Origin of the sequence: Rhizobium sp. BR 315 (assembly GCF_050577975.1) — a bacterium.
In the GTDB taxonomy this organism is placed as follows: domain Bacteria; phylum Pseudomonadota; class Alphaproteobacteria; order Rhizobiales; family Rhizobiaceae; genus Rhizobium; species Rhizobium miluonense.
In genome coordinates, this window is sequence record NZ_JARWKZ010000006.1 from 1 (window position 1) to 19,014 (window position 19,014).

Here is a 19,014-nt window from a genome sequence, read left to right on the forward strand (position 1 = left end):
GGGCAACGCCCGACATGATGCGAAAGCGTCGATGCACCGCAGAACATCCGTTCGGCACCATCAAACGGATGATGGCAGGCGGACGTTTCCTGACCAGAAACCTCAAGGGCACCAGAACCGAAATGGCCCTCTCGGTGCTCGCCTACAACATCAGGCGCACCATAAACATAACATCAAAACCCGCATAGACCCAGAAACCAAAAGAGGCCCCGGTCAAACCGGAGCCTCCAAACGTTTCCACACAGGCTGCATCGGGCCGCCCTTCGTCATTCATGCCTTTAGGCAGATCAGTTCCACTCGCGGATATCGACGAAGTGACCGGCGATCGCGGCGGCTGCGGCCATGGCCGGGGAAACCAGATGCGTGCGGCCCTTGAAGCCCTGGCGGCCTTCGAAGTTGCGGTTCGAGGTCGAAGCGCAGCGTTCGCCCGGCTTCAGGCGGTCGTCGTTCATGGCGAGGCACATGGAACAGCCAGGCTCGCGCCAATCGAACCCGGCAGCCTTGAAGATCTTGTCGAGGCCTTCGGCTTCCGCCTGTTCCTTCACGAGGCCGGAGCCCGGAACGATCATGGCGTCGACCGTGGAAGCCACGGTCTTGCCTTCGACGACCTTGGCGACGGCCCGCAGGTCTTCGATGCGGCCGTTGGTGCAGGAGCCGATGAAGACGCGATCGATGCTGATCTCGGTCATCGGCGTGCCCGGCTTCAGGCCCATATAGTCAAGGGCGCGCCACTTGGAGGTACGCTTGGTCTCGTCCTGGATTTCATCCGGATTAGGAACGATGCCCTGGATGGAGATGACGTCTTCCGGCGAGGAGCCCCAGGAAACGATCGGCGGCAGGCTTGCGGCATCGAGCTTGACGATGCGGTCGTAATGCGCGCCTTCGTCCGACTGCAGCGTCTTCCAGTAGGCGATCGCCTGTTCCAGCGCTTCGCCCTTCGGCGCACGAGGCTTGCCCTTGATGTATTCGAAGGTGATCTCATCCGGAGCGATCAGGCCGGCGCGGGCGCCGCCTTCGATCGACATGTTGCAGATGGTCATGCGGCCTTCCATCGACAGCGAGCGAATGGCTTCGCCGGCATATTCGATGACGTAGCCGGTGCCGCCGGCGGTGCCGATTTCACCGATGATCGCGAGGATGATGTCCTTGGCGGTGACGCCCGGCGGCAGCTGGCCGTCGACCTGCACCAGCATGTTCTTCGCCTTCTTCTGGATCAGCGTCTGCGTGGCGAGCACATGCTCGACCTCGGAGGTGCCGATACCATGGGCCAGCGAGCCGAAGGCGCCGTGGGTAGACGTGTGGCTATCACCGCAGACGATGGTCATGCCGGGCAGGGTGAAGCCCTGCTCGGGGCCGATGATGTGGACGATGCCCTGACGCTTGTCGTTTTCGGAGTAGTACTCCACGCCGAATTCGGCAGCGTTCTTGGCGAGCTGCTCGACCTGGATACGGCTTTCCTCGTTCTTGATGCCGAGGTGGCGATCGGCCGAGGTCGGAACGTTATGGTCGACGACAGCCAGCGTCTTCTGCGGCGCGTGAACCTTGCGACCGGTCATCCGCAGGCCTTCGAATGCCTGCGGCGACGTCACTTCGTGAACGAGGTGGCGGTCGATATAGAGAAGACAGGTGCCGTCGTCTTGCGCGTCGACCAGATGGTCATCCCAGATTTTATCGTAAAGTGTGCGTGGAGCGCTCATGGCTACAGATCCATATTGGCATTGTCGAAAGTGGGGGTGACGGATCAGGACCGCCGGCCTCGGGTGTGATCAGCGAAGTCGGCTGTTGAGCGCGCCCGAAATCATGGCAAAGAAACGTGCCGGCAGGCGCTTGTGGTCCTGCAGCACGAAAGCCGTGACGTATTGTCCGTCTTTGCTCATGATCTTACTCATGGGCATGCTCATATCAATTTTCAAAACCTTCGGCAATGGCGACGATAGGGCGTGTCGGTACGCCCGACATTTGGCCGCACCGATCACACTTGCGCGCCCGGCGGCTGGGCCGCTGCCATGCGGGGGAAGGCGGAGCGGTCGCTGCCGGAGCGGCGGCGCATCCAGGCTTCGAGCTGCCGCAGCAACAGTGACAGGCCGATCGTCAGCAGCAGGTAGATGAAGGCGAGGATCGATAGTGTTTCGAAGTAGCGGAAATTGGCCGAGTAGTAGAGCTTGGCGAGCTGGCTGATATCGGCGACGCCGAGCACGGAAACCAGCGAGCTGTCCTTGACCATCGCGATAAAGTCGTTGGACAGCGGCGGCAGGATCACGCGGATCGCCTGCGGAAAGACGACAAGCCGGAAGCGCTGGAAGCGGCTGAGCCCTAATGCCTTTGCCGCTTCGATCTGGCCCTGGTCGACCGCCTGGATGCCGGCGCGGAAAATTTCGGCGATGAAGGACGAGTAGCCGATCGTCAGCGCGATGATCGTGCGCCAGACGAACGGCACGTCGCGGACGACGAGCGGGCTTGTCCAGCCGGTGGAGGCCAGCGGGGAAGTGACGAAGTTATAGGCCGCTACGAAGGCCGGCGTGCCGACGAAGGCGACGTAGGAAAGCAGCACGAGCATCGGAATGCCGCGCACGATCTCGATATAGAAGCGCGCGACCTGCCGCAGCACGAGGAAGTCCGACAGGCCGAGCAGTGCGAGCCCAAGGCCAAGCAGCATGGCAACCGTAAAAGCCACCAGCGTCACGAAGATCGTGACGCCGATGCCGTTAAGCAGAAGAGAGAAGATCTGAGCGTAGAGGCCATTCGCCGCGATTGCGAGCGAGGCGACGACGCCGACAATAGCAAGGGCGACCAACCACCAGGGAAAGTCATCCTTGCCGCGGTGCCCGCCCGGGCCTGCCAAGAGTGCCATCAGAGCGGGCTTCCAGTATGTCGATCTGCAGGGCTCATTGGCCCATCTTATAGTCGAGGAACCACTTCTTGTTCAGTGCTTCGAGCGTGCCGTCGGCCTTGAGGCTGGCAATCGCCGCATTGACCGGGGCGACAAGATCGGAGCCCTTCTGGAAGATGAAGCCGAAATCTTCGGAGCCGAGCGGACCGCCGATCAGCTTCAGGCCGCCATTGGAGGCGTCGACATAGCCCTTGCCGGCCGTACCGTCCGTCAGCACCATGTCGACGTCGCCGGTCTTCAGCGCCTGCACGGTGGCGCCGAAGGTTTCGAAGGTCTTGATGCGCGGATTCTGCTCGTTGCCGTCGAGTACGGAGTACACGGCAGTGTAGAAGGGCGTCGTGCCGGGCTGCGCGCCGATCAGGCCTTCCTTGAGGGCTGCGAAGCTCTTGGCATCGGTGAAGCGCTTCTCGTCGCCGCGCACGAGCATGAACTGCTCGGAGCGCATGTAGGGATCGGAAAAGTCGACCTTCTGCTTGCGCTCATCCTTGATGGTGATGCCGGTCATGCCGATGTTGTACTGGCCTTCCGAGACGGCCTGGATCATCGCATCCCAGCTGGTGTTCTGGTACTCGACCTTGAAGTTCAGGCGCTTGGCGATCTCGTTCATCGCGTCATATTCCCAGCCGATCGCCTTGCTCGTCTTCGGGTCGATGAACTGCAGCGGCGGATAGGCATTCTCGGTGACGACGACGACGGTCTTGCCGCTGAGGTTCGGAAGATCGGCGGCGAAGGAGGCGAAGGGTGCAAGCACGAGGGCGCTGAGGCCCAAAAGGAACGAACGACGGAATGCCATGGAAATCTCCCCGATTAGCGCGGCGGAAAAGTGTCATATTTGTGAAGGGGATGGCAAGGCTATTGCCACGGCCGCGATCATAAAAATGGAAAAGCAACTCTAAAGTGGGCAGCGAATTGAGAAATATTCTTTTCGCCCAATGCCTGCGGCAGGCAGCAAAAAGGCGACCCAAGGGCCGCCTTCAAGCTTCGCGATCCGTGTGGATCGAAAATTATTCCGCTGCCGGCTCCGCTGCAGCAGCTTCGGCCGCTGCCTTTGCTTCTGCGGCTTCGGCTGCTGCCTTTTCAGCTGCGAGCGCCTGAGCAGCTGCAACCTTCTCGGCTTCGATGCGTGCCTTCTCTTCGGCCAGAGCCTGACGCTCGGCGTCGTTGAGCTTGCGGGCGCGGGTGCCGGTGTTTTCGACGATACGGGCAGCCTTACCGCGCAGGTCGCGCAGGTAGTAGAGCTTAGCGCGACGGACCTTACCGCGGCGAACGACTTCGACGCTTTCGATCATCGGCGAGTAAACCGGGAATACGCGCTCGACGCCTTCGCCGTAGGAGATCTTGCGGACCGTGAAGTTTTCCTGCAGACCGCCGCCGGAGCGAGCGATGCAAACGCCTTCATAGGCCTGAACGCGGGTACGGTTGCCTTCCGTGACCTTCACGTTGACGCGAACGGTGTCGCCAGCGGAGAATTCGGGAAGCGTGCGCTTGGCTTCGATCTTGGCAGCCTGTTCGGCTTCCAACTGCTGAATGATGTTCATAGTATCAACCTCGTTGTTGCTTCAACAGCCAGAGCGCCCGAACGATCTATCCTTGGTCGGACCCGAAGGTCTCGCCGCGCGATATATGCCTGTTACGGCAGGGGCGGATACGTCTGCTCTTCTTTGGTGGTTGATGGGAAATTTCCCATGCCGGGCGCGCACATACCCTATTGTCGCGTCTTTGTCACCCCTTGCGGCCGAATTAAGTGGTCTTTATTGGCCCGCAAGCGGCCTGGAACGGCAATTTATCATGAATCCCATCGCCTGGATGCCGTTCAGACTTTCTTCGGCTTTTTTCGTGTCGAGGCGTTCAAGGCCGCGGCTGCACGAATAAGCGCCTTCAGCGCCTCTTCATCGATATCCTCCTTCTCGTGGATATCGATGGCACGCCGCGTGTTGCCCTCAAGGCTCGAATTGAAGAGATGAGCGGGATCCTCCAGCGCGGCGCCCTTCGCAAAGGTCAGCTTCACGACGCTCTTGTAGGTCTCGCCGGTGCAGATGATGCCGTCATGCGACCACACCGGCACCCCACGCCATTTTAGTTCCTCGACCACATCCGGGTCGGCCTGCTTGATGAGAGCCCGGACCTTGGCCAACGTCTCACCGCGCCAGTCGCCCAGTTCCCGGATTCCGTCGTCGATCAGCCGAGAAGCGGAACCCGCCTGTTCGGCTTCCGTTGCGTTGTCCTTTGCCATCCTCCGGAGCCTCCTCGCTCTTCCATACCCGCCTTGCCTCTTTAGCGCTTGAGAGTGTTGGGCGCCATACCGCTTCGGCGGCGAGGAAATCCATTTGGCTGAAACAGGTGGTTCTCACGCAATCTTGCCGATCAAGTGCCGCCGCGCTGGCCGGCGCAGCTATTTTTCAGCCTTTTTGTCGAGCAGATCCGGCCGGCGCGCTCGCGTCAGCTGTTCGGCCTGCTCCCTCTGCCATTTGGCGATCGCCGCGTGGTTGCCCGAGGTGAGTATGGCCGGGATCTCGCGGCCTTCCCATAGCTGCGGGCGGGTATAGTGTGGATGCTCCAGCATGCCGCCTTCGAAGCTTTCGTGCAGGCCCGAGAGGTCATTGCCCATGACGCCTGGCAGGATGCGCACGATGGCATCGAGCAGGATCAGAGCGGCCGGCTCGCCGCCCGAAAGGATGTAGTCGCCGATCGAGACTTCCTCGAGGTCGCGGCCGTCGATGACGCGCTGGTCTACGCCTTCGAAGCGGCCGCAGACGATGATGACGCCGTCGCCATCAGCGAGTTCGCGCACGCGCTTCTGCGTCAGCGGCTTGCCGCGCGGGCTCATCAGCAGGCGCGGGCGGTTGTCGTTTTCGCTGGCATGGTCGATGGCGCGGGCAAGCACGTCAGGCTTCAGCACCATGCCAGCCCCGCCGCCGGCCGGCGTGTCGTCGACGGTGCGGTGCTTGTCGGTGGTAAAATCGCGGATCTGCAGGGTATCGAGCGCCCATTGCCCGCGCTCCATCGCCTTGCCGGCAAGGGACGTGCTGAGATGGCCGGGAAACATCTCGGGGTAAAGCGTCAGAATGGTCGCCCGGAAACTCATGGCGCGGTCACTTCCAAACGAGGATCACTTCTTCGGCTTGCCCTGCGGCTTCTCCGGCTTCTCCGGCTTGCCGATGAGGTCGTCGGGGTTGTCGACCAGACCGGCGGCCAGCGGATCGATCAGGATCTTGCCGCCCTCGAGATCGATTTCGAGTACGGCGGCTTCAGAGAAGGGGATCAGCACGGGGCGCTTGCCCGGCCCCTTTAACTCGAGGAGGTCGCCGGCGCCGAAGTCATAGACGCCGCTGACCGTGCCGTAGCCAGTGCCCTCGTCGTCGACGGCTTCCAGCCCTTCGAGATCGGTGTAGAAGAATTCGTCGTCGTCGAGTTCGTCATCCGGCAGGTTGTCGCGCTCGATATAGAGCTCCAGCCCGTTCAGCGCCTCGGCGGCATTGCGGTCGTTGACGCCGCGAAAGCGCACCACGACCACGTTCTTGGCTTCGCGGATTTCGAGAACTTCAAAGCTGCGGCCGTCCGTGCTGTGCAGGTGACCATAGTCGCCGAGTGCGGCCGGGTCCGAAGTGTAGGCGCGCGCGCGCACCTCGCCTCTCAGGCCCTGTGCTGCGCCGATGGTGGCCATCAATACCGGGTTTTGCAGTTTCGTCATGGTCTCTTCGCCGATTGCCGGGATCACTGCATAATTCCTTAAATCGGAATCGATTTAAGGAATTATGCAGCAGATCTAAAGTGCTACAGCGACCTTTGCGCGTCACATGTGACGCGCGGCGCTGTAGTTGCGTTCTCTCATAGGCTGAACGTCTGCCGATGGGAAATGAAAAACGGGCGGCATGTCGCCATGCCACCCGTTTTCAATGAATGCGAGGTCCGATTACTCGGCAGCAGCAGCTGCGTCAGCGGCCTTCTGTGCCTTTTCAGCAGCGCGTTCCTGAGCGCGCTTGCCCGGCTTTGCCTTTTCCGGGTTGTTCTTGGCTTCGCGCGTTGTGATGCCGGCTTCGGCGAGGAAGCGCAGAACGCGGTCGGTCGGCTGCGCGCCGTGGTCGAGCCAATGCTTGATGCGCTCGGCCTTGAGTTCAACGCGCTTGGCGTCGTCCTTGGCGAGCATCGGGTTCCAGGAGCCGAGGGTCTCCAGGAAGCGGCCGTCGCGCGGCGAGCGTGCGTCGGCAACAACAACGTGGTAGTACGGGCGCTTCTTGGAGCCACCGCGGGCGAGACGAATTTTCAGTGCCATGTTAAATCTCCTTAGGCTTTTCTTGACCGCTTCGTTTGGGCGGTATGTTCGTTTCTATCGTACGTGTCGCAGGCGCTCTCTCGATAAGCCGCTGCACGCATTTCGGGATCACGCCTTCAGATCGGCAGCGATCTGTTCGTGATGCCGGATGACTTCCTTGATGACGAAGTTCAGGAACTTCTCGGCGAAATCCGGGTCCAGATTTGCGTCCTTTGCCAGACGGCGCAGGCGTTCGATCTGGTATTCTTCGCGCGCCGGATCAGCCGGCGGCAGGTCGTACTTGGCCTTCAGCACACCGACTTCCTTGGTGCAGCGGAAGCGTTCGGCCAGCATGTGCACCAGTGCGGCATCGATATTGTCGATCGACTGGCGATAGTTGCCCAATTGGGCTTTGACGTCTGGATCTATCATGGGGGTCAACGATCCCTTCTCACTTCTTCTTCGGCAAACCGGGAAGCCCCGGGAAACCACCGCCGAGGCCTGGCAGCTTGGCGCCACCGAGACCTGGCAATCCACCGCCGCCGCCCAGGCCCGGCAGTCCACCGGGACGGCCGAGGCCGGCGGTTTCGGCCTGCTTCTGCAGGGCTTCGAGCTGCTTGGGGTCCATGTTCGACAGGTCGGGCATGCCGCCCATCCCACCGCCGAGGCCCATCTTGCCGGCGAGGCCGCCCATCAGCTGCTTCATCATGCCGCCTTTGCCCTTGCCGCCCATCATCTTCATCATGTCCGCCATCTGACGGTGCATCTTCAGAAGCTTGTTGATGTCGGAGGCGTCGGTGCCGGAGCCGGCGGCGATGCGCTTCTTGCGGGAATGTTTGAGAAGATCCGGGTTGGCGCGCTCTGCCTTGGTCATCGAGGAGATGATGGCGATCTGGCGGCCGAAAAGCTTGTCGTTGAGGCCGGCGGCGGCCATCTTGTCCTTCATGCCGGACATACCGGGCATCATGCCCATGATGCCGCCCATGCCGCCCATCTTCTGCATCTGGCCGAGCTGGTCGGCGAGATCGTTGAGGTCGAACTTGCCCTTGGCCATCTTGGCGGCCATGGCAGCCGCCTTTTCGGCGTCGATATTCTCGGCGGCCCTCTCGACCAGCGAAACGATGTCGCCCATGCCGAGGATGCGGTCGGCGATGCGGCGGGGATGGAATTCCTCCAGCTCGCCCATCTTTTCGCCGACACCGATCAGCTTGATCGGCTTGCCTGTGACGGCGCGCATCGAAAGGGCGGCACCGCCGCGGCCGTCGCCGTCCATGCGGGTCAGCACGAGGCCGGTGATCCCGACGCGCTCGTCGAAATTGCGGGCGAGATTGACGGCGTCCTGACCGGTCAAGCTATCGGCGACCAGCAGGATTTCGTGCGGATTGGACTTCTTCTTGATATCCGCCATCTCGACCATGAGCGGCTCATCGATATGCGTGCGGCCGGCGGTGTCGAGAATGACGATGTCGTGGCCGCCGAGCTTGGCGGCCTGCACGGCGCGGGCGGCGATATCGGTCGGGGACTGACCGGCAATGATCGGAAGCGTGTCGACGCCCGTCTGCACGCCGAGCTGGCGCAGCTGCTCCTGAGCGGCCGGGCGGCGCGTATCGAGCGAGGCCATAAGGACCTTCTTGCGGTCGCGGCTCGTCATGCGGCTGGCGATCTTCGCCGTCGTCGTGGTCTTACCAGAACCCTGCAGACCGACCATCATGACGACGACCGGGGCCGGAGCGTTGAGGTCGATGCCCACGCCTTCGCCGCCGAGCATCTCGATCAGCTCGTCATGGACGATCTTGACGACCATCTGGCCGGGCTTGATCGACTTCAGGATCTCGGCGCCGACGGCCTTTTCGCGAACGCGGTCAGTAAAGGAGCGAACGACATCCAGCGCCACGTCGGCTTCGAGGAGCGCGCGGCGAACCTCGCGAAGTGCTGCGGAAACATCGGCTTCCGAAAGCGCGCCGCGGCCTGTCAGTCCATTCAGAATGGAACCAAGACGGTCCTGGAGGTTTTCAAACATCAATTCTTCCTTATCGATCGCTCGGGGATTTGGATTTGCGCATATGCGCAGGTCATTGCCCAAAAACGTCGTGCTTTTCCATGACGAAAACAAGACGCAAAGCCAAAAAGCACCCGAGGGCGCATCGCGCTGTCGGGTGTTGACCTCCGGGATCTCTTTATACCTTTACGGGTCCCGGTCGGTGGCTCGGAGGCTTGTGCTCGTCGCAGATTGCGGGCGATAAACAGGAAAAGCCTGACAAAGTCAACCCAACGCGGCGGAAATGCCTGGGATGTCCAGCTTAGATCGCTATATGAATGTCGTTTTAGCGGCAATGCCGCCCTCCAACTGTTGTATCGATCCTCACCACGACGCGATTCCCCGAGATAGTTCCGAATGAATGATGCAGCCCTGACCGATCTTCTTGCCGCCTGCCGCGCTTACGTCGGCGGCCGCGTCGACCCAAGTTTCAATGCGGCGGCGCAAGCCTTCTATGCGAGCGCCAAGGCGCAGCCGAAGATCGCAGCGCGGGCGGCGCGCGAGCTTAGCCGCCTGCCGCCGCCGGGCGCTGCGATCCTTGCCAACATGCTCGGTACTATCGTCGAAAAGGGCGGGGCGGTGGAGCGCAGCGGTGTAGCCGTGTGGGAGCTTTATATGTCTTGGCTGCCGCAGATCCATCGCGGTTTTGCCGGCCGCAAAGAGCTGAGCCCGCGGCAAAGGCAGTTGCTCGATGCTTTTCAGCTGCTCGGCCAGTCGGCCGTTTCGCATCTTTCCGCCATGCCGCAGGAACGCAAGCTCGCAGCCGGCAACAAGGAGCTGATGGCGCAGCTTGCCGAGCTGCAGGATTATACGCCGGGTGCGGCCTGGGTTCGCCACGTGCTCTTGAGCCGCAGCGACGCTCTTCTCGTGCTGCATCTGCCGAGCAGGCAGGGCTTTCGTCTCCGCTACGACAATGTCGTCAACTGCTTTCATCTGTTTACGCTGATCCAGGCGGCATTCGGCGAGACATTGCCCGGCGGCCATGCGCCCAACAGGTTCATTGTCGACATGGCGCGCTGCGTGACCGTGGCCGAGGAGGGCTATGACGAACCCTGGTGGCGCTATGAGACGGTGCAGCCCGACCGCTCGGGCCTCGCGGAGATTTCCGGCGAGGCGTCCGTCGAGACGATTGCCCGCATCGATGGCCGGCAGGTCATTCTGCTTTCGGCTCCGATCGAAGGTGCAGCGCTCTGGGATACGAGCTTCTTCACGCCGCAGCTTTTCGCCATGCCGGCGAATGTCGTGCTTGAGGAGACGCTGACGGCGCAAGAAGTGGAGGAATGGCTCGCTAAAGTCGGCGTGCAAACGGGATCGCAGGAAACCGATACGCCATGACCGGCTCCGGCAAGAAGAATCCCTATTATCAGGGCCCGGCTTCGGACCATTTCGACGGCCAGCGTTTCTTCAATCCTGGCGGCGTCGCGCCGGGCAATGCATTCGATCTGCTGAGATGGCAGCTCAGTGGCGGCCGGGTCCGCTGGCCCAATCCTGTCATCAGCGCCTTTCCTCCGGCAAGGCCCGACCGGCACGTCTTCGGCGAGCAAATGCGGGTGACTATGGTCGGGCATGCCTCGATGCTGGTGCAGATTGCCGGGCTGAGCATTTTGACAGATCCGGTCTGGTCGGAACGGGTCAGCCCCTTCCGTTCCGTCGGGCCGAAGCGCGTGGTGCCGCCCGGCATCCATTTCGAGGACCTGCCGCATATCGACCTCGTGCTGGTGACGCATAATCACTATGACCATCTCGATCTCGAAACACTTTCGCGCCTGCATCAGGCGCATCGGCCGAAAATCGTGACGCCGCTCGGCAACGACACGATCATCCGCCGCACAGTTCCCGACGCCGAGATCACCGTCGTCGACTGGGGCGATCGCATCGCCTTCAAGGCGGGAGTGACCATCGATGTCGAGCCCTGCCATCATTGGTCGGCGCGGGGGATGGGCGACCGGCGTATGGCGCTCTGGGCGGCATTCGCGCTGACCACCCCATCGGGCAAGATCTATCATGTCGGCGACACCGGCTTTCACGATGGCATCAACTATGAGGCCGCCGCCCGCAAGCATGGCGGCTTCCGCCTCGCGATCCTGCCTTTCGGTGCCTACGAGCCGCGCTGGTTCATGAAAGGCCAGCACCAAAATCCCGAAGAGGCGGTCAAAGGCATGAAGCTCTGCAACGCCGCCTATGTCGCCGGGCATCACTTTGCGACGTTCCAGCTGACGGACGAGGGGATCGATGCGCCCGTTCATGCCCTGGATGCGGCGCTGAAAGCGGAGGGTATCCAGCCGGGCCGGTTTCGCCCGCTCCGGGCAGGCGAAGTCTTCGACGTGCCTGTCGTTTGAACGAGGATGCATGAGAGACGTAAAGAAGCCGCCCTGCAAGACAGGGCGGCTGTCGATCAAATGCGAATTTGAGTGGGTCTTGGTGGCTTACTGATTGATCTCGGGCTCGACGAGCTTTGCCAGATTGCGTAGCGATTCCTGCCAGCCGAGATAGCAGGCTTCCGGCGGAATGACGTCGGGCACGCCCGCCTGGGTGATGTTCACTTCGGTCCCGACCATGACCTTCTTCAACGTCACTGTCACTTCCATTTCGCCCGGCAGGTTCGGGTCGTCGAACTTGTCGGTGTAGCGCACCAGCTCGCCCGGGACAAGCTCGCGGAAATCGCCGCCGAAGGAGTGGCTTTCGTTGGTCGTGAAATTGCGGAAGGACATTTTGAACGTGCCGCCGACGCTCGGCTCGAGGTGATGCACTGTGCAGGCGAAGCCGTTCGGCGGGAGCCACTTGGCGAGCGCGTCCGCCTCGATGAATGCGCGATAGACCTTCTGCGGGCTGGTGGCCAGGACGCGGTGCAGACGTATGGTATTCGGCATGGCTATGTTCCTTCTGAATGGACGGAGTGGACGAGCCTAGGACGAGCGTGCATTCGGCAATCCGACACGGGAATGATTATTTTTTCGAAAAATATTCTGCCCGCGCCATGCATGCATTGGCATGACATATGTCGGAAGCCGGCAGTTGCCATGCCTCGACGATCATCAATCTCCCGAAGAGGCGATCCTAACCTTGGCGTACCTATAATCGAGCGGCGCGCGCCTCCAGTATTCCATGCTTGTTTCCGTTTGCGACGAAATGTTCCCGCAGCCATTTTGCTGCCGGGCCGGCCGGCCGCTGTTTGTGCCAGACAAGTTCAAGCGCGACTGGATGCGCGCCGCTATCGAATTGAAGCGAGGGCGTCGCCAGCTCTGATGCCAGTGGGGAGTTTGCCAGGATATGGGCGGGAATGAGCGCCCAGCCGATGCCTTGTCGCAATATCTGAAGAATAACCCAATGGCTTTCGACCCACCAGACTTCGGCGGCAACTCTCACCTGGTGCCTTCTGGCAACATCGCGCCGCTTGGTGACCATGATCTGGCGATAGCGCTTCAGGTCGTCCCAGCTCACCGGGCTTTCCGCCAGAGGGTGATCTCGACCGCAGACCATGACGAGCGGAACCCAGCCAATCGTGACGAAATCCAGTTCGGGCGGGAGCTGTTCTTCCCGCCACATCACGCCAATATCGGCTTCTCCTTCGAGGACCATTCCGGTGATGGCTTGTGAATGCGGCGATAGCAGTTCCAGCTCGACATGCGGAAATCGGTCTGCAAAGGCGGCAAACAGGTTTCCGATCGCAGGCTCCGGATAGAGCTCGTCGATCGCGACGACGAGCCGGGTCTCGATGTGTTCGTCAAAGCTTCTGGCAACGCCGATCAGATGTTCGCGGCGATCCAGCAGCAGCTTGGCTTCGGGCAGCAGCCTTGTTCCTGCTTCGGTGAGGGTCGGGTTTCGTGTCATCCGGCTGAACAGCTTGATCCCCAGATCGTCTTCCAGCGAAGAGATCAAGAGGCTGACCGCGGACTGCGCTTTGCGAAGGCGGCGTGCGGCGGCCGAGAAGGATCCGTTTTCGGCTGCCGACACGAAGGCTTCCAACTGCTCAAGGGAAACACCCATCTATCGTAATTCCAGATAGTTTCTAACTTTGTTACCTCAATCTATCTGATAGAAGGACGGCCGACAACAAATGTAGGAACTTGAAAAATGCGCAGTTTCGGAGATCGTGTTCGGCACGCCGTCCTGTTTGAACTTATCGGCCTGGCCACATTCACGCCGCTTGCGGCAATCGTCTTCAATCAGCCCATCGCCCATATGGGCGTCATCGGCGTGGTCGGGGCGACCGTGGCGACACTATGGAACTTCATCTACAATCTCGGCTTCGACCGTGCGCTGATGCGCTTGCGCGGCAGGGTCCAGAAAACCATCGGTATCCGGATCGTCCATGCGGTGCTTTTCGAAGCGGGCCTTGTCGTGATCCTGATCCCGTTCATCGCCTGGTATCTCGAGATAACGCTCGTCGCGGCGCTTCTGATGGATATTGCCGTGGTCACCTTCTATCTGGTCTACGCCTTCGTCTTCAACATCGCCTATGACTGGGTGTTTCCGATCAAGGCAACGTCTCAAGACGAGCGCGCCATAGCGGCCGCTGCCCGGTAACTGGGTCCAACAACTAAGATCCCGGTGCTGTCGTGTTCAAGTGCTCGACAGCGCCGTGTACCGTGTCGGGCAATGATCGCGCTCGGGCGGATACGCCGATGACGATCCCTCCGCTATCGCTTACTGTCTCTTGTCGCGTGACGTCGAGAGACGATCATCCCACTGGTAATTCCCCCGCGTTTCCGCCATATACAGCTCGACAATAGGAATGATCCCATGAGCAATACGGTCGAATTCGCGAGGATGAACGGGCTTGGAAACAAGATCCTGGTTGTCGACATGCGCGGCCGCAAGGATGTGGTGACGGCGGCGGCGGCGATTGCGCTCAATGCCGATCCGGCCACCCAGTTCGATCAGATCATGGCGATCCACGATCCGAAGGCAGAGGGCACCGATGCCTGGATCGATATTCTGAACTGCGATGGCACGAAGGCGCAGGCTTGCGGCAACGGCACGCGCTGCGTTGTGCAGGCGCTGGCGGCCGAAACCGGCAAGAAGGTTTTCACCTTCCAGACCGTCGCCGGCATTCTGAATGCGAGAGAGCACGAAGACGGCACGATATCGGTCGATATGGGCAAGCCGGTCTTTGCATGGGACAAGATCCCGCTTGCCGAGGAATTTGCCGATACCAGCCGCATCGAGCTGCAGATCGGGCCGATCGACAATCCGATCCTGCATTCGCCTTCGGTCGCCTCGATGGGCAATCCGCATGCGATCTTCTGGGTAGACAAGGACCCGATGTCCTTCGATCTTGATCGTTTCGGCCCGCTGCTGGAAAACCATCCGATGTTTCCCGAACGCGCCAATATCACGCTGGCGCAGGTGCTTTCTCCGACGTTTGTCCGCACCCGCACCTGGGAGCGCGGCGCCGGCTTGACGCTTGCCTGCGGTTCGGCGGCTTGCGCGACGGCCGTCAGTGCCGCCCGCACCGGCCGTACCGGCCGCAAGGTGACTATCGACGTCGCCTCCGCGCCTGCTCCTGGCAAGCTCACCATCGAATGGCTTGAGAGCAACGACCACGTGGTCATGACTGGACCAGCCGAGTGGGAATGGTCTGGCATGGTCGACCCAGTCACGGGGCTTTGGACGCGCGATGCAGAGCAGGGGGCTCAGGCGCGGTGAGCGGGGTCGAGGTCATTACCTTCGGCTGTCGCCTCAATACCTATGAATCCGAAGTGATGAGGGCCGAGGCAGAGAAAGCCGGGCTCAACAATGCCATCCTGGTCAATACCTGCGCCGTGACGGGCGAGGCCGTGCGCCAGGCGCGGCAGGCAATCCGCCGGGCGCGACGCGACAATCCGCATGCACGCATCATCGTCACAGGCTGCGCCGCGCAGACGGAGAAGCAGACCTTTGCCGAGATGGCCGAAGTGGACGCCGTGCTCGGCAACGAGGAAAAGCTGAAGAGTTCCTCCTACCGGGCGCTGCCGGATTTCGGCGTTTCGGCGGAAGAGAAGCTGCGCGTCAACGACATCATGAGCGTGCGGGCGACGGCGCCGCAGATGATCCGCCATATTGACGGCCATGTGCGCGCCTTCATCCAGGTGCAGAACGGCTGCGACCATCGCTGCACCTTTTGCATCATTCCCTATGGTCGCGGCAATTCCCGCTCGGTGCCGATGGGCGCAGTGGTCGATCAGGCGCGTAACTTGGTCGAAAGCGGCTATTGCGAGATCGTACTGACCGGCGTCGATGCTACGAGCTACGGTGCCGACCTGCCGGGAACGCCGACGCTCGGCTTGCTTGCCAAGACGCTGCTGAACCAGATCCCGGAGATCCGCCGGCTGCGGCTTTCCTCGATCGACAGTATCGAGGCCGACCGGCATCTGATGGATCTCATCGCCGACGAGCCGCGCTTCATGCCGCATCTGCATCTGTCGCTGCAGCATGGCGACGACATGATCCTGAAGCGGATGAAGCGGCGGCACTCGCGCGCCGATGCCATCGGCTTCATCGAGGATGTGCGCCGCTTGCGGCCCGAGACGAGCTTCGGCGCCGACATGATCGCTGGCTTTCCCACGGAGACGGAAGAGATGTTCGCCAATGCCGTCGGGCTGGCCGAGGAGGCTGGTATCGCGCATCTGCACGTCTTTCCCTACAGCCCGCGCCCCGGCACGCCGGCCGCCCGGATGCCGCAGCTCGATCGCGGCCTGATCAAAGACCGTGCTGCCCGCCTGCGCGCGGCTGGACAACGATTGCACCAGGCCCATCTGGACAAGATGGTCGGCACGCGGCAATGGCTGCTTGTGGAGAATAACGGGCTGGCCCATACGGAAAACTTCACGCTTGTCGCTACACCCGGCCTTCGCCCCCGCGACCTTGTGCAGGTCGCAATCACCGGCCACAATGGCAAGCACCTCGACATGCAACTTCTGGCCGCCGACGCGGCTTAATGCTTCAACGGATACTTCATGGCGCTCGGTTTCATCAAAAAAGTCTTCACCTTCGGCCGCGAAAAGCAGGCCGAGGAGCAGGCGCCTGCAGAGGTTTCGCAGCAGGTTGAGGTAATTGCCCCGGAGCAGGAAGCGCCTGTCGCGGATGTTTCTCCGGCTTCCGAACCTGGCGAGCATGCGTCACCCCCCTCTGTCCCTTTGGGACATCTCCCCCACAAGGGGGGAGATCAGTTTGAGGATGCCGCGCCGGCTGAGCAAGAACGGTTGGCTGAAGAGGCAGTAGAGGTGGCTGCGTCGCACGAGTCGGTTGCTCTGGAGCGGACCGACGAGAGTGAAATTGTTGAGCCGGAGCAAGCCAAAGACGCTGAAGCCGATGTCGTTTCGGAAGAGTCAGCCCCTGAACCGATCTCCCCCCTTGTGGGGGAGATGTCCGAGAGGACAGAGGGGGGTGGCGAAGGTGCGGCAGATACGGACGTAGCGTCGAAAGATGCCGATACCGCCCCCATCCTCCCCAAGGGCTTCTCCACCGCCGCCTCCGCTCCGGCGCCGGCTCCGGAAGCGCCCAAGCAGAAACTCTCCTGGTTCCAGCGCCTGCGCGCCGGCCTTGCGCGGACCTCGTCGCAGCTGACCGGGCAGATCGCCGCGCTCTTCACCAAGCGCAAGCTTGATGATCAGACGCTACAGGATCTGGAGGATCTGCTGATCCAGGCCGATCTTGGCGTCGAGACGGCGATGCGGGTCACCGATACGCTGGCCTCGGAGCGCTATGGCAAGGATGTGACGAGCGAAGACGTCGGCCGCATCATGGCGCAGGAAATCGCCAAGGTGCTGAAGCCGGTCGCCAAGCCCTTGCAGCTCGATCTCAGCCACAAGCCGCATGTCATTCTCGTCGTCGGCGTCAACGGCACCGGCAAGACGACGACGATCGGCAAGCTGGCGGCGAAACTGTCGGGCGCCGGTCTGAAGGTCATGGTTGCCGCCGGCGATACCTTCCGCGCCGCCGCCATCGAACAATTGAAGATCTGGGCCGACCGCACCAAGTCGGAATTCATCGGCACCAAGATCGGCGCCGATGCCGCCGGTCTTGCCTTCGATGCCTTCCAGCAGGCCAAGGCCAGCAAGAGTGACGTGCTGATCATCGACACCGCCGGCCGCCTGCAGAACAAGGCGGAGTTGATGGCCGAGCTCGAGAAGATCGTGCGTGTGCTTGGCAAGCTCGATCCGGACGCGCCGCATACCGTGCTACAGACGCTCGATGCGACCACAGGCCAGAACGCCTTGAACCAGGTCGAGATCTTCCGCAACGTCGCCGGCGTCAACGGGCTGATCATGACCAAGCTCGACGGTACGGCGCGCGGCGGCATCCTTGTGGCCATCTCGGCCAAGCATAAGCTGCCGGTCTATTTCATCGGCGTCGGCGAAGGTGTAGACGATCTTGAGCCTTTCGAGGCTGAGGATTTCGCCAACGCCATCGCAGGCACTGGCGCCGGAAGCAGCCAATGAACGACAAGAACAAACTCGACGATAGTGAAAGTGCCGCGATGACGACCAGCGACAATGAACTCACCCCAAGTGCAGCAGACAAGCATCATCCCATGCTAAAGCTGGTGCTGGAACTTGGGCCGCTGCTGGTGTTCTTCTTCGGCAATTTGCGCGGCGAGTGGCTGGTGCAGCATTTTCCGCAGCTGGCGGCGCTCGGCGGCCCGCTTTTCGTCGCCACCGGCCTGTTCATGGCCGCAACGGTGATCTCGCTCATCGTTTCGAAAGTCATGCTCGGCCACCTGCCGCTGATGCCCTTCGTTTCCGGTATCGTTGTGCTGGTCTTCGGTGCTATCGGCATCTATCTGCAGAACGAAACCTTCATTAAGATGAAGCCGACCATCATCAACGCCCTCCTTGGCGTCGTGCTGCTCGGCGGCCTTGCCTTCGGCAAGTCGCTGCTCGGCTATGTCTTCAATGCCGCCTTTCAGCTCGATGCCGAAGGTTGGCGTAAGCTGACGCTACGTTGGGGTATCTTTTTTCTGGTCCTTGCCGTGCTCAATGAGGTCGTCTGGCGCCTGTCGAACTGGTACTACCTGCCTGACGTCAAGGCTGCCGACAATCTCTGGGTGAACTTCAAGGTCTGGGGAACGATGCCGATCACCTTCCTCTTCACCCTGTCGCAGTTGCCGCTGATCATGAAGCACACGATCGAGCAGCCGGCGGAAAACGGCAAATGATCGAAGCAGTCGATAGCCGAAGCCGCTACCAGCAGCAGAGCTTCTGGTTCATCGCTTGCGCCCTCGTTCTGCTCGTGCAGATCGTTACCGAATATATGATGGGCCGCGTGCCGATCTGCACATGCGGCTACGTGAAGCTGTTCGAGCCCGTCGTGAAATCCAGCGGCAATTCGCAGCATATCGCCGATTGGTACACGCCGTCGCACATCATCCACGGCTTCCTGTTCTTCGGGCTGACGCATCTGATCATGCGCCGCAAGCCGCTGTCGATGCGCCTGTTCGTTGCCATGCTGATCGAATCCGGCTGGGAACTCTTGGAAAACTCGCCCATTATCATCAACCGCTACCGCGCCGCGACGATCTCGCTCGACTATGTCGGCGACAGTATTCTCAACTCGGCGATGGACGCCGTGTTCATGGTGGTCGGCTTCCTGTTTGCCTGGCGCGCGCCGGTGGCCGTCACGATTGCCATTGCCATTTTCTTCGAGCTGCTCACCGGCTGGCTGATCCGTGACAATCTCACGCTGAATGTTCTGATGCTGGTCTGGCCGGTCGAGGCGATCAAGACCTGGCAGAGTGGGATTTAACGGGTCTCTGAATTTAGTGGCGCCGGTTCTGGTCGCTGCCAAAAATCGCCATAAAATTGCATCTACACTCGTCAGTATTGCGTCGGCGCGGAATTACTCTGACGCCTA

At 61.2% G+C, this 19,014-nt stretch carries 22 protein-coding genes; 9 read left to right on the forward strand and 13 right to left on the reverse strand.

Annotation, left to right across the window (positions count from 1 at the left end):
• Positions 1-188 (forward strand): transposase (locus tag QD409_RS09040; protein ID WP_430762500.1); only part of this gene is annotated, 188 nt, incomplete at its 5' end.
• A gap of 99 nt (positions 189-287) precedes the next feature.
• On the opposite strand, the gene leuC is transcribed toward QD409_RS09040, so the two are convergent.
• The 11 genes from leuC to ffh all read right to left on the reverse strand — a co-directional run bounded on the left by leuC (position 288) and on the right by ffh (position 9,162).
• Positions 288-1,697, reverse strand: coding sequence for a 3-isopropylmalate dehydratase large subunit (gene leuC, locus QD409_RS09045; RefSeq protein WP_092849344.1), 1,410 nt, complete (start codon positions 1,695-1,697; stop codon positions 288-290).
• A 69-nt stretch (positions 1,698-1,766) separates the two neighbouring features.
• Positions 1,767-1,889 carry a hypothetical protein gene (locus tag QD409_RS09050; protein WP_280949825.1) on the reverse strand — a complete coding sequence of 41 codons (123 nt, stop codon included), beginning with the start codon at positions 1,887-1,889 and terminating at the stop codon, positions 1,767-1,769.
• A gap of 83 nt (positions 1,890-1,972) precedes the next feature.
• Positions 1,973-2,851, reverse strand: a complete 879-nt coding sequence (locus tag QD409_RS09055; RefSeq protein WP_430762501.1) for an amino acid ABC transporter permease — start codon at positions 2,849-2,851, stop codon at positions 1,973-1,975.
• Between the two features lie 34 nt (positions 2,852-2,885).
• Entirely contained in the window at positions 2,886-3,683 is a 798-nt protein-coding gene (locus QD409_RS09060) for a basic amino acid ABC transporter substrate-binding protein (protein WP_092849363.1), read from the reverse strand.
• Between the two features lie 211 nt (positions 3,684-3,894).
• Positions 3,895-4,428, reverse strand: a complete 534-nt coding sequence (gene rplS, locus QD409_RS09065; protein WP_430762502.1) for a 50S ribosomal protein L19 — start codon at positions 4,426-4,428, stop codon at positions 3,895-3,897.
• Positions 4,429-4,703: 275 nt separating this feature from the next.
• On the reverse strand, positions 4,704-5,123 hold the full coding sequence (locus QD409_RS09070; protein ID WP_092849380.1) for a DUF1801 domain-containing protein: 420 nt from the start codon (positions 5,121-5,123) through the stop codon (positions 4,704-4,706).
• A 159-nt stretch (positions 5,124-5,282) separates the two neighbouring features.
• Positions 5,283-5,975 carry a tRNA (guanosine(37)-N1)-methyltransferase TrmD gene (trmD, locus tag QD409_RS09075; protein WP_092849384.1) on the reverse strand — a complete coding sequence of 231 codons (693 nt, stop codon included), beginning with the start codon at positions 5,973-5,975 and terminating at the stop codon, positions 5,283-5,285.
• 24 nt (positions 5,976-5,999) lie between these two features.
• Positions 6,000-6,581 (reverse strand): ribosome maturation factor RimM, encoded by a 582-nt coding sequence (rimM, locus tag QD409_RS09080; RefSeq protein WP_430762593.1) that lies wholly within the window; start codon positions 6,579-6,581, stop codon positions 6,000-6,002.
• A gap of 222 nt (positions 6,582-6,803) precedes the next feature.
• A complete protein-coding gene (gene rpsP / locus QD409_RS09085) occupies positions 6,804-7,163 on the reverse strand; it encodes a 30S ribosomal protein S16 (protein WP_092849387.1) in 360 nt (119 codons plus the stop codon).
• A gap of 108 nt (positions 7,164-7,271) precedes the next feature.
• Complete coding sequence (locus QD409_RS09090) at positions 7,272-7,574, reverse strand: chorismate mutase (protein WP_004107967.1); 303 nt, start codon at positions 7,572-7,574, stop codon at positions 7,272-7,274.
• Between the two features lie 19 nt (positions 7,575-7,593).
• On the reverse strand, positions 7,594-9,162 hold the full coding sequence (ffh, locus tag QD409_RS09095) for a signal recognition particle protein (protein WP_430762503.1): 1,569 nt from the start codon (positions 9,160-9,162) through the stop codon (positions 7,594-7,596).
• A 375-nt stretch (positions 9,163-9,537) separates the two neighbouring features.
• Between ffh and QD409_RS09100 the strand changes: the two genes are divergently transcribed.
• Together QD409_RS09100 and QD409_RS09105 are read left to right on the forward strand one after the other, a co-directional pair.
• On the forward strand, positions 9,538-10,515 hold the full coding sequence (locus tag QD409_RS09100) for a hypothetical protein (RefSeq protein WP_430762504.1): 978 nt from the start codon (positions 9,538-9,540) through the stop codon (positions 10,513-10,515).
• On the forward strand, positions 10,512-11,519 hold the full coding sequence (locus tag QD409_RS09105) for an MBL fold metallo-hydrolase (protein WP_430762505.1): 1,008 nt from the start codon (positions 10,512-10,514) through the stop codon (positions 11,517-11,519). The genes QD409_RS09100 and QD409_RS09105 overlap by 4 nt, the downstream gene beginning before the upstream one ends.
• 87 nt (positions 11,520-11,606) lie before the next feature.
• On the opposite strand, the gene QD409_RS09110 is transcribed toward QD409_RS09105, so the two are convergent.
• Both QD409_RS09110 and QD409_RS09115 read right to left on the reverse strand, forming a co-directional pair.
• Entirely contained in the window at positions 11,607-12,050 is a 444-nt protein-coding gene (locus tag QD409_RS09110) for an SRPBCC family protein (RefSeq protein ID WP_430762506.1), read from the reverse strand.
• Between the two features lie 202 nt (positions 12,051-12,252).
• A complete protein-coding gene (locus tag QD409_RS09115; RefSeq protein ID WP_430762507.1) occupies positions 12,253-13,167 on the reverse strand; it encodes a LysR family transcriptional regulator in 915 nt (304 codons plus the stop codon).
• 87 nt (positions 13,168-13,254) lie between these two features.
• On the opposite strand from QD409_RS09115, the gene QD409_RS09120 reads away from it, so the two are divergent.
• From QD409_RS09120 to QD409_RS09145, 6 genes are all read left to right on the forward strand, one after another.
• On the forward strand, positions 13,255-13,707 hold the full coding sequence (locus QD409_RS09120) for a PACE efflux transporter (protein ID WP_092849402.1): 453 nt from the start codon (positions 13,255-13,257) through the stop codon (positions 13,705-13,707).
• 216 nt (positions 13,708-13,923) lie between these two features.
• The gene (gene dapF / locus QD409_RS09125) at positions 13,924-14,829 is read left to right on the forward strand and encodes a diaminopimelate epimerase (protein ID WP_092849405.1); all 906 of its coding nucleotides are present in this window, start codon (positions 13,924-13,926) and stop codon (positions 14,827-14,829) included.
• Complete coding sequence (gene mtaB / locus QD409_RS09130) at positions 14,826-16,100, forward strand: tRNA (N(6)-L-threonylcarbamoyladenosine(37)-C(2))-methylthiotransferase MtaB (RefSeq protein WP_092849408.1); 1,275 nt, start codon at positions 14,826-14,828, stop codon at positions 16,098-16,100. Before dapF ends, mtaB begins: the two co-directional genes overlap by 4 nt.
• Positions 16,101-16,118: 18 nt before the next feature.
• Positions 16,119-17,603 carry a signal recognition particle-docking protein FtsY gene (gene ftsY, locus QD409_RS09135; protein ID WP_092849411.1) on the forward strand — a complete coding sequence of 495 codons (1,485 nt, stop codon included), beginning with the start codon at positions 16,119-16,121 and terminating at the stop codon, positions 17,601-17,603.
• Positions 17,600-18,319 (forward strand): septation protein A, encoded by a 720-nt coding sequence (locus tag QD409_RS09140; protein ID WP_092849414.1) that lies wholly within the window; start codon positions 17,600-17,602, stop codon positions 18,317-18,319. Before ftsY ends, QD409_RS09140 begins: the two co-directional genes overlap by 4 nt.
• Positions 18,316-18,906: a DUF2585 domain-containing protein gene (locus tag QD409_RS09145; protein ID WP_092849417.1), complete on the forward strand. Its 591-nt coding sequence runs from the start codon at positions 18,316-18,318 to the stop codon at positions 18,904-18,906. Before QD409_RS09140 ends, QD409_RS09145 begins: the two co-directional genes overlap by 4 nt.
• The last annotated feature ends 108 nt before the right edge of the window (positions 18,907-19,014 follow it).

Coding starts and splice junctions, on each gene's coding strand:
- dapF (WP_092849405.1), top strand. CDS start 13,924: ATGAGCAATACGGTCGAATTCGCGAGGATGAACGGGCTTGGAAACAAG.
- rpsP (WP_092849387.1), bottom strand. CDS start 7,163: ATGGCACTGAAAATTCGTCTCGCCCGCGGTGGCTCCAAGAAGCGCCCG.
- QD409_RS09070 (WP_092849380.1), bottom strand. CDS start 5,123: ATGGCAAAGGACAACGCAACGGAAGCCGAACAGGCGGGTTCCGCTTCT.
- trmD (WP_092849384.1), bottom strand. CDS start 5,975: ATGAGTTTCCGGGCGACCATTCTGACGCTTTACCCCGAGATGTTTCCC.
- QD409_RS09110 (WP_430762506.1), bottom strand. CDS start 12,050: ATGCCGAATACCATACGTCTGCACCGCGTCCTGGCCACCAGCCCGCAG.
- ftsY (WP_092849411.1), top strand. CDS start 16,119: ATGGCGCTCGGTTTCATCAAAAAAGTCTTCACCTTCGGCCGCGAAAAG.
- QD409_RS09105 (WP_430762505.1), top strand. CDS start 10,512: ATGACCGGCTCCGGCAAGAAGAATCCCTATTATCAGGGCCCGGCTTCG.
- QD409_RS09100 (WP_430762504.1), top strand. CDS start 9,538: ATGAATGATGCAGCCCTGACCGATCTTCTTGCCGCCTGCCGCGCTTAC.
- QD409_RS09120 (WP_092849402.1), top strand. CDS start 13,255: ATGCGCAGTTTCGGAGATCGTGTTCGGCACGCCGTCCTGTTTGAACTT.
- ffh (WP_430762503.1), bottom strand. CDS start 9,162: ATGTTTGAAAACCTCCAGGACCGTCTTGGTTCCATTCTGAATGGACTG.
- QD409_RS09115 (WP_430762507.1), bottom strand. CDS start 13,167: ATGGGTGTTTCCCTTGAGCAGTTGGAAGCCTTCGTGTCGGCAGCCGAA.
- QD409_RS09140 (WP_092849414.1), top strand. CDS start 17,600: ATGAACGACAAGAACAAACTCGACGATAGTGAAAGTGCCGCGATGACG.
- leuC (WP_092849344.1), bottom strand. CDS start 1,697: ATGAGCGCTCCACGCACACTTTACGATAAAATCTGGGATGACCATCTG.
- QD409_RS09145 (WP_092849417.1), top strand. CDS start 18,316: ATGATCGAAGCAGTCGATAGCCGAAGCCGCTACCAGCAGCAGAGCTTC.
- QD409_RS09055 (WP_430762501.1), bottom strand. CDS start 2,851: ATGGCACTCTTGGCAGGCCCGGGCGGGCACCGCGGCAAGGATGACTTT.
- QD409_RS09090 (WP_004107967.1), bottom strand. CDS start 7,574: ATGATAGATCCAGACGTCAAAGCCCAATTGGGCAACTATCGCCAGTCG.
- rimM (WP_430762593.1), bottom strand. CDS start 6,581: ATGACGAAACTGCAAAACCCGGTATTGATGGCCACCATCGGCGCAGCA.
- rplS (WP_430762502.1), bottom strand. CDS start 4,428: ATGAACATCATTCAGCAGTTGGAAGCCGAACAGGCTGCCAAGATCGAA.
- QD409_RS09050 (WP_280949825.1), bottom strand. CDS start 1,889: ATGAGTAAGATCATGAGCAAAGACGGACAATACGTCACGGCTTTCGTG.
- QD409_RS09060 (WP_092849363.1), bottom strand. CDS start 3,683: ATGGCATTCCGTCGTTCGTTCCTTTTGGGCCTCAGCGCCCTCGTGCTT.